The organism is Pseudaquabacterium rugosum (assembly GCF_038066575.1).
Classification (GTDB): Bacteria; Pseudomonadota; Gammaproteobacteria; order Burkholderiales; family Burkholderiaceae_C; genus Pseudaquabacterium; species Pseudaquabacterium rugosum.
On the sequence record NZ_JBBUTF010000007.1, the window covers coordinates 283,047 to 295,918 of the forward strand.

Genomic DNA, 12,872 nt, shown 5'->3' on the forward strand with positions numbered 1-12,872 from the left:
GGGCGGCCCGCACCGAATCGGGGTGGCGCTAGGGCACCGGGGCGCGATGGCGCTGGCGGTACTGCCGGCAGGCCGCGCCGAAGGCCTGCAGGATGCGCATCGACACCGGATTGCCGGCGGCCTGCCATTCCGGGTGCCACTGCACGCACAGGTTGAAGCCCTTGGCCTCGGCCACCGAGAAGGCCTCGACCAGGCCGTCGGGCGCGCGGGCCTCGACCCGCAGACCCGGTGCCAGCCGGGCCACACCCTGGCCGTGCAGCGAATTGACCTCGAAGCGCGGCCGCTCGACGATGGACGCCAGCAGGCCGCCGGGCACCACCTCGACCGGATGGGCCGGGCCGTACTGCACCGGTGTGGGGTCGGCGTCGCGGCTGCGGTGGTCGTGGTAGGGGCCGACCGCCTGCACCGCCTGGTGCAGGCTGCCGCCGAGGGCCACGTTGGCCTCCTGCAGGCCGCGGCAGATCGCCAGCAGCGGGATGCCGCGGGCGATGGCCTGGCGGATCAGCGGCAGCGTCCAGGCGTCGCGCTCGGGGTCCAGCGGCAGCCGGGCGTCGTGCACGGTCTCGCCGAACAGGGCGGGATCGACATTGCTCTTGCTGCCGGTCAGCAGCACGCCGTCGGCCAGGGCCAGCAGGGCGTCGACCTCGTCGGCATGGGCGGCCGGCACCACCAGCGGCAGCGCGCCGGCCAGCCGCACCGCATCCACGTACTTGCGGCCGGCGACGTGGAAGCCGTGGTCGCCGATGGGGCGCTGGCAGGCGGGCACCAGCACCACCGGGGCGCCGGCACCCGGCGCCCGCGCGGTCGGCGGCACGCCGGCCGTGACCGATGGAACCTCAGGCTCACTCATCTCAGGAACTCCCGTCGGGGCGCATGGCCCGTGTCGCGGCCACCGCAGGTGGCGTGGCGGGCGGCGACCGGACAGCGCACGCGTCCGCTGCAGTCTAGAGCGGCCGACACGCAATGTGCGTGCGCATCGGCTGCGGGCAGACCCCGGCTTGCGCAACAATCTGCGAAGCAGCCCCCGATTCCTGGAGCAACATGCGAACCGATGACCGCAAGCCGCAACTCGATGCGATCGACCGCCTGATCCTGGCCGAACTGCAGGCCGACGGCCGGCTCAGCAACGTGGAGCTGGCCGAGCGGGTGCACCTGTCGCCGTCGGCCTGTCTGCGGCGGGTCAAGGCGCTGGAGGACGCGGGCGTGATCGACCGCTACGTGGCGCTGCTGAACGCCAAGGCCATCGGCCAGCACGGCACCTGCTTCGCCATCATCAACCTGCAGACGATGAACGACCGCATGATCGCGGCCTTCGAGCAGGCCGCGCGCGACGAGCCCGAGGTGCTGGACTGCTTCTACGTGGCCGGCAGCAACGACTACCTGATCCGCTTCAGCTACCGCGATGCGGAGGACCTGGAGCGCTTCCACACCCAGGTGCTGATGCGGCTGCCGGGCGTCGAGCGCTCGAACTCGATGCTGGTGCTGCGCACCGTCAAGCGCACGACGGCGCTGCCCTTGTCGGCCGGGGGCTGAGCCGGCGGCGCACCGCCCGCCCACCCGGGGCCGGGCGTCGCCGGATTCAGGCCGTCAGATCCGCATGGCGGGCGGCCCGCGAGGCCGCGTCGGCCGCCGCCTGGGCATCGGCCTCGCGCCGGGCGGCCGGGTAGATCATCGACTCCTCCAGCGCGATGTGCTCCTGGTAGAGCGCGGTGAACACGCCCACGCCATGGCGCAGGCCGTCGATCTCGTACCAGCTGTAGCCTTCGCCGACGGCCTGCAGCTGCGGCGCCAGTTCCAGCCAGTCCTCCTCCAGCCAGCCGTGGTCCTGCTGCAGGCGCAGCACGTGCTGGGTCAGGCCGGGGTCCTGGCGTGCGATCAGCAGCGGGAAGACCAGCGTCTCCTCGTCCGCGTGGTGGCGTCGCGCGTGTTCGGCGAAGAATGCGCAGATGGTGCGTGCGGTGGCCCGGGCCGTGGCGTCCACCCCGTGCGCATCGAGGTGCTCGACGAGCTGGCCCAGCTGCTCGAGCGTCTGCAGCATCTGGCGGTGGGTGCGGTCCAGCTGGTCGAGTGCCGGCAGGGCGGGCACCGGCGGGCGGGACGGGCGGGCGACGCGGGTCGTGGCGGGGACGTCGGCGGCACTGTCATGGGCGTTCATCGCGGTCTCCGTGTGAGGGTGAACCCGAGTCTGAACCCGCCTGCCGGCAGGGGCTTGCGGCGGATCAAGCGTGGCGCAGGTGTGGCGCAGGTGGCGCCGGTGCCCGCCCGCCGTGCGTCAGCGCAGCAGCACGTTGAGCCCCAGCCGCAGATCGGCCGCGTCGATGTAGCCGATGCCGCCCGGCTGGCTGCCGACATGGCGCAGCACGTCGGCGGCGGTCGGCAGTTCGGGCGGCGGCAAGCCCTTGCCGATGTGGCGGCGCACCGTCCAGTAGGCGCGGTAGTCGGCGTCGTCCTGTTGCAGGTACTGCTGCAGGAAGCGCAGGCGCAGCGGGCTGCCGGCCGGCGCGTTCACCACGCTGACCGACTGGTTGTCGAGCTCGATCATGCGGCCGGTGTACAGCCGGACCACCTGGGCCGGGCTCAGCCGGCCCAGGCCCGGGTGGCCGACGATGACCACGCCGCCATCGCCGCCGGCGGCATGGGCGAGCCGGCCGGCGGGCGCGACGCCGAGGACCGTCAGGCCGAACGCCTGCAGCCAGCGACGCCGGGCGAGGTCGGCCCGGGGATCGAGGGCACGGCCGCCCGCACGGGCATCGGCGGCGATGGCGGTGGCCGTGGCCGTGGCCGTGGCGGACAGAGGTGAAGGCAGAGGCATCGTCATCGTGCGCTCCGCGTCAGTAGACCCAGTTCAGGTTCAGCGTCAGCACGTCCAGGCTGCGCTGCCGGACGTCGTCGCTGCCCGGCCGCGCATCGACGAAGCGCGAGCGCCGGCCGATGCGGGTGTGCCCCCATTCCCCCTTGAGCTTGAGCGACGGCCCCAGCGCCCAGGCGGCGCCCACGGCCACGGTCTGCTGCTCGGTCGGCCACAGGGCTTCGGCGACCACCCGCTGCAGCCCGTTGATCGCGTCGGCACCCGGCACCACGGACGGCAGCGGGTGGGTGGTCAGGCGGTCGAACCAGTCGAAGCCGAGCTCGCGCGAGCGCATGCGCGCCACGCTGACGTACGGCGTCCAGTCCCCGGCCCGCGTCAGCAGCGTCACGTAGTCGCCGGTGGCGTCGATGCCGAAGTCGGTGTCCTTCTGGCGATTGCGCACATGCTCGGCCACCAGCCGCCAGTCGGCGTCGAAGCGCCATTCGGCGCCCAGCGACCAGGTCAGGTTGCGCACCCGGTCGACCCGGGTCAGGCCGGGCCCCAGTGCCTCGTCGACCACGTAGTAGCCGATGCCCGGGCCCAGGCTGACGTAGGGGAAGGACTGCGGCAGGCCGACGCCGTCCTTGCGCCGGTTGCTGGTGGCGATCAGGCTGCCGTGCAGCGTCAGCCCCGGCTGCCGCCAGGTCAGGGCCAGTCCGCCCAGGCGTGTGCGGGCGGCCGCGTGGAAGGCGCCGGACGGCACCATGCCCGGCAGGCCGTCGCGCAGCCAGAAGCGGATCCAGGAATCGGCATGGCCGGCATAGGCGTCCAGACTGAGCTCGCCGCGGTCGTTCGACCAGTAGCGGGTCAGGTAGAGGCCGTTGAAGTCGTTGGTCGGCGCGATGCCGTAGGCCTCGACCGGCAGCCGTGCCATGTCCTGTGTCTGGCCGACGTCGATCGATTCGGAGTACAGGTACAGCGGCACCCGCATGCGCCCGGCCCGCAGCAGCCAGTCGTCATCGGGCCGCCAGGCCAGGAAGGCCCAGGCCGGTCGCACCTCGACGCCATGGTCCGAGTCCTCGCGCGGGCCCAGGCGCAGCTGCGCCGTGGCTGACCAATGCGGATCGATCCGCAGATCGGCCTGCAGGCCCAGCACGCTGTCGCGCTTGAGCGTGCCCTGGCGGTCGATCTCGCGCAGGTAGATGAAATCGCGGTTGGAGCGGTTGTAGCCGAGCGTGCCGTAGCCCGACCAGGTCAGCACGGAGCCGGCGGCCGGCAGCGTGGGCGCCGCCTCGGGGGACAGCGCGGGCGACGCGGGCCCGGTCCGCGCGATGGACGCCCCGTCCGGCGCGCCGTCGGCCGACCCGTCGAGCGGGGCGCCGGCCTGGGCCCAGGCCGGCGGTGCGGCCAGGGCGGCGAGCAGCACGGCCCCCCACAGCCGCGGCCTGCCCGGAGGGCCGTCGTGGCCGCGCGATCCGGCCGTCGGCTGCGGTCCGCCGCCGGTGCCGGCGGATCGGCGCGGCCGTGGCGTCGCCGCGGCGGCGCGGTCAGGGGGGGCGGTGTCGTGCATCGTCAGTCGTGCCAGTGTTCGGCGATGGCGCGCACCGTGGGCTCGATGGCCCGCAGCGCGCCCACCACGGCGGGGTCGAAATGGCTGCCGGCGGCCGCGATGATCTCGGCCATGGCCTCGGCATGGGGGTAGGGCGCCTTGTACGGCCGGCGGCTGATCAGCGCGTCGTAGACGTCGGCCACCGCCATCAGCCGGGCCGACAGCGGGATCGCCTCGCCGGCCAGGCTGTCGGGATAGCCGCTGCCGTCCCAGCGCTCGTGGTGGTGGCGGGCGATCTCCATGCCGTAGCGCAGGTAGTCGCTGCCGGAGGTGCCCATGCGCTGGGCCGCGCGCTGCAGCATCTCCCAGCCGCGCACGGCGTGGGTGCGCATGATCGCGAACTCCTCGGTCGTCAGCCGGCCGGGCTTGAGCAGGATGCCGTCAGGAATGGCGACCTTGCCGATGTCGTGCAGCGGCGCGGACTTGGCCAGCAGCTCCAGCGCCGCATCGTCGAGCGTGACGCCGCTGCCGGGCTGCTGGCGCAGCCAGTCGCCGAGCGCGCGCACGTACTCCTGGGTGCGCTTGACGTGGTGGCCGGTGTCCTCGTCGCGGAACTCGGCGAAGGACACCATCACGTGCAGCGTGGCCTCGCGCAGCAGGTCGACCTCGCGCAGCCGCTCGTCGAGTGCCGAGCGCAGGCCGCGGTTGTAGGCCCGCAGCTGGTCCTGGCTGGCCTTGAGCTGCAGCTGGGTGGCCACCCGGGCCAGCACGGTGGCCGGGTTGAAGGGCTTGTGGATGAAGTCCGCACCGCCGGCGGCAAAGCCGGCGCTCTCGTCCTCGGGCCGGCTCAGCGCGGTCAGGAACAGCACCGGAACGTGGGCCGTGCGGGCATCGGCCTTGAGCGCCCGGCACACGGCGTAGCCGTCGAGCTCGGGCATCATGATGTCGAGGATGATCAGGTCCGGCGGCTCGCGCCGGGCCAGCTCCAGCGCCTTGGCGCCGCCCGGCGCCAGCTGCACCCGGTACTGGCCGTCGAGCAGATGGGCCAGCAGCGCCAGATTGGCCGGCGTGTCGTCGACCACCAGCAGGCGCGGGCGTGCCGCCGCGCCCGGCAACGGCGTCGTCGGGGACGCGTCGATGGCGAGGGCGGAGGCCGGCAGCAGCCCCTCGGGCAGGTCACACGGATGCATGGTCGGGCGGGGGCTGGGTCGCCCTGGCAGGGCCGTCGTCTCGGGCATCGGTCGATGCGATGCCGGGCTGAAGCGCCGACGCGGCGCCGGTCTGCGCCGGCGTGCGCATGTCACGGTCGTGGGCCTGCCACTGGGCCAGCGTGGCCAGGGCGGCGTCGAAGTCCACGCGGTCGAGCGCATGGCCGATCTGGCGCCAGGTCACCGGTGGCACGGTGGTGCGGGCGGTCTCGCCGTGCTGCAACCACCAGCCGAGGGCCGCGCTGTCGCTGTCGGCCAGCAGGCGGGCGAAGGCCGACCAGTCGGGCGCCGCGCGAGCGCTGGCATCGGGCGGGCCGGCATCGGGCGGGCCGGAGGCGGTGTCGCCGGGCGCCGGGGCGCTGCGGTCGGTCGGACCGCGCGCTGCGTCGGCCGGATCGGCTGGCGCGCTCCCGGGGGCCTCCGGCCCGCCGCCGGCCGCGGGCGTGCGCGCCGGGCCGGCGGCCGGCGCGACCGGCACCGCGCCGAGCTGGTCGGCCACCTGGTCCAGATCGGTCAGCACCCGGGCCAGCACCTGGTCGGCCTGCTGCAGGGCCTGCCGGGTGGCAGCCGCCTCGCGCACCTGCACCGCGGCCTCGACCGCCGCCATGGCTTCGGCCAGCGTGTGTGCGCCCAGGGTGCCGGCCAGGCCGCGCAGCGTGTGGCTGGCGCGGCGCAGGCTTTCCCAGTCCTCCTGGGCGACCCAGCGCGTCCATTCGGCGATGCCGAGCGCATGGTCGCGGGCGAAGCCGCGCAGCAGGCGGCGCGCCAGGCTGGCGTTGCCGTCGCAATGGGCCAGCACCAGCCGGGTGTCGACGCTGGGGATGGGCGGCAGCGCCGAGGCCTGCGTGTCGGCGCCGTGGGCGCTGGCGTCGGGCGCCGGTGTCCGGGGCGCCGACGGGGCGCTCGATGCCGTCGCGGCCGGCCGTGCATCGGGGGCGGCGGCGCTCACGTAGGGGCGCAGTTGCGCGTAGAGGCGCTGCACGTCGATCGGCTTGGCGATGTGGCCCTGCATGCCCAGCTCGATGCAGCGCTCGCGCTCGCCGGCCATCGCGTGGGCCGTCATCGCCAGCACCGGCAGGCCGTCGTAGGCCGGCATCTGGCGCAGGCGGCGCACCGCCTCGTAGCCGTCCATCACCGGCATCTGCAGGTCCATCAGCACCACGTCGTAGGCGCCGGGGCCGTCGGCGCGCAGGCGCTCCAGCGCTTCCAGGCCGTTGTCGGCGCTGCGCAAGCGGGCGCCGCGGCCGGCCAGCAGCTCGGTGGCGAGCTGGCGGTTGATCTCGTTGTCCTCGACCAGCAGCACGCGCAGGCCGTCCAGACGGTCGCCGGCCCCGGCCCGGCCGCCACCGGCCGGCCGTTCGTCGACCTCGGCGAAGAGCCGGCGCAGGTCCTCCGGCATCACCGGCTTGTCGATCTGGCGCATGCTGCCCAGGGCCCGGGCGGTGGCCTGCAGCTGCGGCGAGCCGTAGGCGGTCATCACCACCACCCGCGGGGCGTCGGGCAGCTGGCGCAGGCGGCCCAGCAGCTGGGCGCCGTCCATGTCGGGCAGCACCCAGTCCAGCAGCATCAGGTCGTAGGGCAGCTGGCGACTGCTGGCCTCGGCCAGCTGGGCCAGCGCGGCGGTGCCGCTGTCGGCGCACGCCACCCGGCCGCCGGCGGCCGTGCCCACGCCCAGGCGCTGCAGCAGGGCCTGCACGCAGACGCGGGTGTCGCGCTGGTCATCGACCACCAGCACCCGCAGCGCATCGACGCCGGGCATGGCCTGCGGCAGATCGGGCCGCTCGGCCAGCGGCAGGCTCAGGTGCACGTCGAAGGTGGCGCCGGCCCCGGGCTGGCTGCGCACCTCCAGCCGTCCGCCCATCAGGCCGACCAGGCGCTTGGTGATGGCCAGGCCCAGCCCGGTGCCGCCGAAGCGCCGGGTGGTCGAGGCATCGGCCTGCACGAACTCGCGGAACAGCAGCTGGGTCTGTTCGGCGCTCAGGCCGATGCCGGTGTCGCGCACCCGCAGCAGCAGGCCGATGGTGGGCACCAGGCCGCCCGCGTGCGGGCCGTCGCCCTCGGCCACCGGCGGCAGCGCGTCCAGCGGCTCGCTGTCCACGCTCAGGCAGACCTGGCCGGCCGGCGTGAACTTGACCGCGTTGGACAGCAGATTGGTCAGCACCTGGCCCAGCCGCAGCGGATCGCCCAGCAGCACCGCGTGGCGGGTCAGCAGGGCCGGATCCAGGATCTCGCACAGCAGCTCCAGGCCCTTGTCCTGGGCCTTCTGGCGCACCAGGGCGATGGACTGCGCCAGCACGTCCTCCAGCCGCATCGGCGTGCGCTCCAGCACCAGGCCGCCGGCCTCGATCTTGGAGAAGTCCAGCACGTCGTTGATCAGGCCCAGCAGGTGGCGTGAGGCCTGCATCGCCTTGTCCAGGTAGTCGCGCTGGCGGGCGTCCAGATCGGTGCGCAGCGCCAGCTCGGTCATGCCCATGATCGCGTTCATGGGCGTGCGGATCTCGTGGCTCATGTTGGCCAGGAACAGCGTCTTGGCCTGCGCCGCCGATTGCGCCACGTCGCGCGCGGCGGCCAGCTCGGCCTGGTGGCGGTCGCGCCGCTGCAGCTCGTCGCGGATGGCCTCGGCCATCTGCTGCAGCGCGTCCGACAGGTCGTCGAGCTCGTCGGTCTGGCCGCGGGCCAGGCCGGCGCGGGCCTCGTAGTCGCCCTGGGCATGGCGGCGCGCGGTGGCGGCCAGCCGGTCCAGCGGCCGCAGCACGCGGCGCTGCAGCAGGGCCGAGACCGCCAGCAGCAGCGGCAGCAGCAGCAGGTTCAGCCCCAGGCTGGACAGCACCATGCGGCTGAGCTCGTCATGGGCCTGGGCCACCTGGGTGCCGGTGCGCGTGTCGATCAGCCGCACCAGGCGCGAGACGCTGTCGGTCAGGCGGGCGCGCTGGGCGGCATAGGTCTGGTCGTGGACGCGTTCGCGGGCGTAGGCCGGATCGGGCGTGCCGTCATCGACGAACTGCTGACGCTGGCGGTCATAGAGGCCCTGGGTGGCGGCGAAGGCGATTTTCTCGATGCCCATCAGCTCGCGCGTGTCCTCCAGCACCCGGTTGACGGCGGCCAGCTCCTCGGCCGTCGCGCCGACCTGACGGAAACGCTCGCCCAGCCGCACGGTGGCGCCCGACTTGCCCAGCGCGCTGCGCGGTGTGCGCTGGTTGGCCAGCATCTCGCGCCAGTACTGGGCCGGATCCTCGGTGGCCGGCATCGGGGCCTCGCCGTCGCGCACGGCCAGGATGTCGTAGTAGATCTCCAGGTAGCGGGTGTCGCCGGTGGTGGTGTAGCCCTGCACCAGCTGCGACAGCAGATCGACCTCCTGCACCAGCTGCCGCGTCAGGCCACTGGCGGCCTCGCGGGCGTTCAGCGCCACCTGGACCCGGCTGTCGGCCCGCTGGATCAGCGTCAGCAGGCCGCCGTTGGCCACGGCGGTGCACATCACCAGCGCGAAGAAACCGCGGGATTGTCTGCTCAGGCGCATCGGGAGGCTCGTCGTTCCAGGCGGGGCGGCGCCTGTTCCGGGACGGAGCGGGCGCTGCGGCGATCCTGCGCTGGAATCGGCCCGGCCCATGCGCGGAAAAGCGCCGTCGGCCGTGCCCGCCGGCGGCCGACGGGCGCGAGGGCCCCCGAGACCGGCCGCGCGTTTCGCCGGTGCAAACGGCTTTCCGCCATGCGGAAAATTCGTCTGCTGCGGCGCAGCAGATGCTTTCACGGGGTCAAATGACTTGCCGCATCATGGAATGACGACCGCAAGTCATTGATTTTCAAGGACAACAAATTTAGTCTTCTATAAGACATAAGTGTTGGCCTGAACGAGGTGCGCCGTTACGCTAGAGGCACTGAATCGCTCAACCCCCCGTCTTCCGACCCCTTGCTCAGGAGCTCACGATGACCAAGCTGACCCGCGAACAACAGATCGCCGCCCTCGAAAAGGACTGGGCTGAAAACCCCCGCTGGAAGCTCGTCAAGCGCGGCTACAGCGCCGCTGACGTCGTCCGCCTGCGCGGCAGCATGCAGCCCGAGTACACGCTGGCCAAGAACGGCGCCGAGAAGCTGTGGGAGAAGGTCAACGGCGGCGCCAAGAAGGGCTACGTGAACGCCTTCGGCGCGATCACCGCCGGCCAGGCGATGCAGCAGGCCAAGGCCGGCCTGGAAGCCGTGTACCTGTCGGGCTGGCAGGTCGCCGCCGACGGCAACACCTCCGAGACCATGTACCCGGACCAGTCGCTGTACGCCTACGACTCGGTGCCGACGATGGTCCGCCGCATCAACAACACCTTCAAGCGTGCCGACGAGATCCAGTGGGGCCGCGGCATCAACCCCGGTGACGAAGGCTTCGTCGACTACTTCCTGCCGATCGTCGCGGACGCGGAAGCCGGTTTCGGCGGCGTGCTGAACGCCTTCGAGCTGATGAAGAACATGATCGCGTCGGGCGCTGCCGGCGTGCACTTCGAAGACCAGCTGGCCGCCGTCAAGAAGTGCGGCCACATGGGTGGCAAGGTGCTGGTGCCGACCCGTGAAGCGGTCGAGAAGCTGATCGCCGCGCGCTTCGCCGCCGACGTGATGGGCGTGCCCACCATCGTGCTGGCCCGCACCGATGCCGAAGCCGCCAACCTGCTGACCAGCGACTGCGACGACAACGACAAGCCCTTCGTCACCGGCGAACGCACCCAGGAAGGCTTCTATCGGGTCAAGAACGGTCTGGAGCAGGCCATCAGCCGCGGCGTCGCCTACGCGCCCTACGCCGACCTGGTGTGGTGCGAAACCGGCGTGCCTGACATCGGCTTCGCCCGTGAGTTCGCGCAGGCCGTGCACGCCGCCTGCCCGGGCAAGCTGCTGAGCTACAACTGCTCGCCCTCGTTCAACTGGAAGAAGAACCTGGACGACAAGCAGATCGCCGCCTTCCAGGAAGACCTGTCGGCCCTGGGCTACAAGTACCAGTTCATCACGCTGGCCGGCATCCACATCAACTGGTACAACACGTTCCAGTTCGCCCACGCCTACGCCCGCGGCGAAGGCATGAAGCACTACACCGAGATGGTGCAAGAGCCGGAATTCGCCGCTCGCGAAAAGGGCTACACCTTCGTGTCGCACCAGCAGGAAGTCGGCGCCGGCTACTTCGACGACGTGACCACCGTCATCCAGGGCGGCTCGTCCAGCGTCAAGGCGCTGACCGGCTCGACCGAGGAAGAGCAGTTCCACTGATCTTCACGGGCGCGGACCCGGCGTGAGGGCGCCGGGGCCCGCGACACATGCCCGCCACGCAGTGCATCGGCCGTGCAGGACGGTCGAGGCCCTGCCTGCCGTGTCGGCCTGGGGAGGTCGGTACGGCTCAAGGGCCCGGCCATGCCGGGCCCTTCGTGCGTCCGGATCGTGCGTCCGGAGCCCGGACGGGCCGACACCGCGCCGGCCCGCGTGGCGCAGCCATGCCCGTGGCGATGCGCGATCATCGCGCCATGGTGCAAGACGATGGTCGGTGGGTGAGGCAGCGGTTGTGGCGGCGGCTGGCGTGCGCGGGTGACGGGTCCGCTCGGGGGCCGGGCCCTTTTGCGGATGCGATCGCGATCGCGGTCACGGTCGCCATCATGGTCACGAACCGGTGCCCCGCCCGGGCGCAGCGCCGGCGATGAGCCGCCTGTCGCCCCGCATGCAGGGCCTGGTCGAGCGCATCGCCCGCGCCGGCCAGCTGCCCTGGCACCGCCAGAGCCCCGAGCAGGCCCGCGCCGCCTACGTCCGCGTGGCCGAGGTGCTGGACCTGCCGCGCGAGCGGCGGGTGCTGGCCCGCGACCTGAACCTGACGCAGCCGCCGGCCCGCGCCTTCGACGCGCCCGGCCAGGGCCTGCCTGCGCGCCTGTACCGGCATCCGGACATCGACCGGCCGGCCGTGCTGCTGTATGCGCACGGTGGCGGCTTCGTCATCGGCGGGCTGGAGACCCACGACAGCCTGTGCCGCCAGCTGTGCTGGCGCTCGGGCGTGGCCGTGCTGGCCGTCGACTACCGGCTGGCGCCCGAGCACCCGTTCCCGGCCGCGGTCGACGACCTCTGGTTGGCGCTGCGCTGGCTGGCCGATGGCGGCGCGGCAGCGCTCGGCCTGGACCCGTCGTGCCTGGCCGTCGGCGGTGATTCGGCCGGCGCGACGCTGGCCGCCGTGACCGCGCTGCAGGCCCGGGATGCCGGCCTGGCGCTGGCCCTGCAGCTGCTGATCACCCCCGGCGTGGCGCCCGACGACGCCTGGCCGAGCCGGCGCCTGCATGCCCAGGGCGTCCTGCTGGACGCGGTCACGCTGGACTGGTTCTTCGACCACTACGCGCCCCGCGCCCGACGCCACGACTGGCGCTATGCACCGCTGCTGGCGCCGGATCTGGCCGGCGTGGCGCCGACGGCCCTGCTGCTGGCCGAATGCGATCCGCTGGTCGACGAGGGCCTGGCCTGGGGCGACCGCCTGCGCGCCGAGGGCGTGGCGGTCGATCTGGAGTTGGTGCGCGGCGTCACCCACGACTTCATCAAGATGGGCCGCGCGCTGCCCGAGGCGCTGGCGGCGCAGGACTGGGCGGCCACCGCGCTGGCCGCGGCCACCGGCACGCCGCGGCCGTGATGGCGTGGCGCCGTGGCGCCGCGCCTTGTCGCGTCACGCTGCGCTGCGCCATGCCACGCATGCAACATGCCGTGCCGGTGCCGTGCCGTGCCGTGCCGTGCCGGTGCCGGTGCCGCCGCGCGTCCGCCCGGCGCCGGCCGTGGGAACATCGCGCTCATGAGCCAGCTCCCCGACACGCCATCGTCCCCGTCCGGCCCGACGCCGGATGCCGCGCCCCCGTCCGCCGTGCGCAGCGTGCCGGCCACGCCTGCCGACGCCTCGCCGGCCCTGCGCGTGCGCACCGGCGACTGGGCGACGCTGGGCCCGGCCGCCTCGGTCGTGCGCCAGCGCGTGTTCGTCGAGGAGCAGGGCGTGCCGGCCGAGCTGGAGCTCGACGAGGCCGATGCCCTCTGCGTCCATGCGCTGGCCGAGGATGACGGCGGCGTCATCGGCACCGGTCGTCTGCTGCCGGCCGAGGCCGGCGTGGCCAAGGTCGGCCGCATGGCGGTGCTGCCGCGTGGGCGGGGGCGCGGCATCGGCGCCGCGCTGCTGCGGGCACTGACCGAGGCCGCCGTGGCCCGCGGCGACCGCGAGCTGCGCCTGCATGCCCAGCTCAGCGCCCGCGGCTTCTACGAGCGCGCCGGCTATGCGGTCGACGGCGAGGTCTTCGTCGAGGCCGGCATCGAGCACATCGAGATGGCGCGCCGGCTGGGCTGA

At 73.3% G+C, this 12,872-nt stretch carries 10 protein-coding genes; 4 read left to right on the forward strand and 6 right to left on the reverse strand.

The window, feature by feature from the left end:
* Positions 1-28: 28 nt before the first annotated feature.
* A complete protein-coding gene (locus tag AACH11_RS09975) occupies positions 29-850 on the reverse strand; it encodes a gamma-glutamyl-gamma-aminobutyrate hydrolase family protein (RefSeq protein WP_341374061.1) in 822 nt (273 codons plus the stop codon).
* Between the two features lie 191 nt (positions 851-1,041).
* Here AACH11_RS09975 and AACH11_RS09980 point away from each other — a divergent pair, with 191 nt between their 5' ends.
* Positions 1,042-1,533, forward strand: coding sequence for an Lrp/AsnC family transcriptional regulator (locus tag AACH11_RS09980; protein WP_341374062.1), 492 nt, complete (start codon positions 1,042-1,044; stop codon positions 1,531-1,533).
* A gap of 46 nt (positions 1,534-1,579) precedes the next feature.
* On the opposite strand, the gene AACH11_RS09985 is transcribed toward AACH11_RS09980, so the two are convergent.
* From AACH11_RS09985 to AACH11_RS10005, 5 genes are all read right to left on the reverse strand, one after another.
* Positions 1,580-2,155: a hemerythrin domain-containing protein gene (locus AACH11_RS09985; protein WP_341374063.1), complete on the reverse strand. Its 576-nt coding sequence runs from the start codon at positions 2,153-2,155 to the stop codon at positions 1,580-1,582.
* Positions 2,156-2,272: 117 nt separating this feature from the next.
* A complete protein-coding gene (locus AACH11_RS09990; protein ID WP_341374064.1) occupies positions 2,273-2,818 on the reverse strand; it encodes a hypothetical protein in 546 nt (181 codons plus the stop codon).
* A 13-nt stretch (positions 2,819-2,831) separates the two neighbouring features.
* Positions 2,832-4,214, reverse strand: coding sequence for a hypothetical protein (locus AACH11_RS09995; protein ID WP_341374065.1), 1,383 nt, complete (start codon positions 4,212-4,214; stop codon positions 2,832-2,834).
* Between the two features lie 146 nt (positions 4,215-4,360).
* A complete protein-coding gene (locus tag AACH11_RS10000; protein ID WP_341374066.1) occupies positions 4,361-5,527 on the reverse strand; it encodes an HD domain-containing phosphohydrolase in 1,167 nt (388 codons plus the stop codon).
* Entirely contained in the window at positions 5,514-9,062 is a 3,549-nt protein-coding gene (locus AACH11_RS10005; RefSeq protein ID WP_341374067.1) for a response regulator, read from the reverse strand. Before AACH11_RS10005 ends, AACH11_RS10000 begins: the two co-directional genes overlap by 14 nt.
* Positions 9,063-9,469: 407 nt before the next feature.
* On the opposite strand from AACH11_RS10005, the gene aceA reads away from it, so the two are divergent.
* The 3 genes from aceA to AACH11_RS10020 all read left to right on the forward strand — a co-directional run bounded on the left by aceA (position 9,470) and on the right by AACH11_RS10020 (position 12,872).
* The gene (aceA, locus tag AACH11_RS10010; RefSeq protein WP_341374068.1) at positions 9,470-10,786 is read left to right on the forward strand and encodes an isocitrate lyase; all 1,317 of its coding nucleotides are present in this window, start codon (positions 9,470-9,472) and stop codon (positions 10,784-10,786) included.
* Positions 10,787-11,207: 421 nt separating this feature from the next.
* Positions 11,208-12,176 carry an alpha/beta hydrolase gene (locus AACH11_RS10015; RefSeq protein WP_341374069.1) on the forward strand — a complete coding sequence of 323 codons (969 nt, stop codon included), beginning with the start codon at positions 11,208-11,210 and terminating at the stop codon, positions 12,174-12,176.
* A 156-nt stretch (positions 12,177-12,332) separates the two neighbouring features.
* Positions 12,333-12,872: a GNAT family N-acetyltransferase gene (locus AACH11_RS10020; RefSeq protein WP_341374070.1), complete on the forward strand. Its 540-nt coding sequence runs from the start codon at positions 12,333-12,335 to the stop codon at positions 12,870-12,872.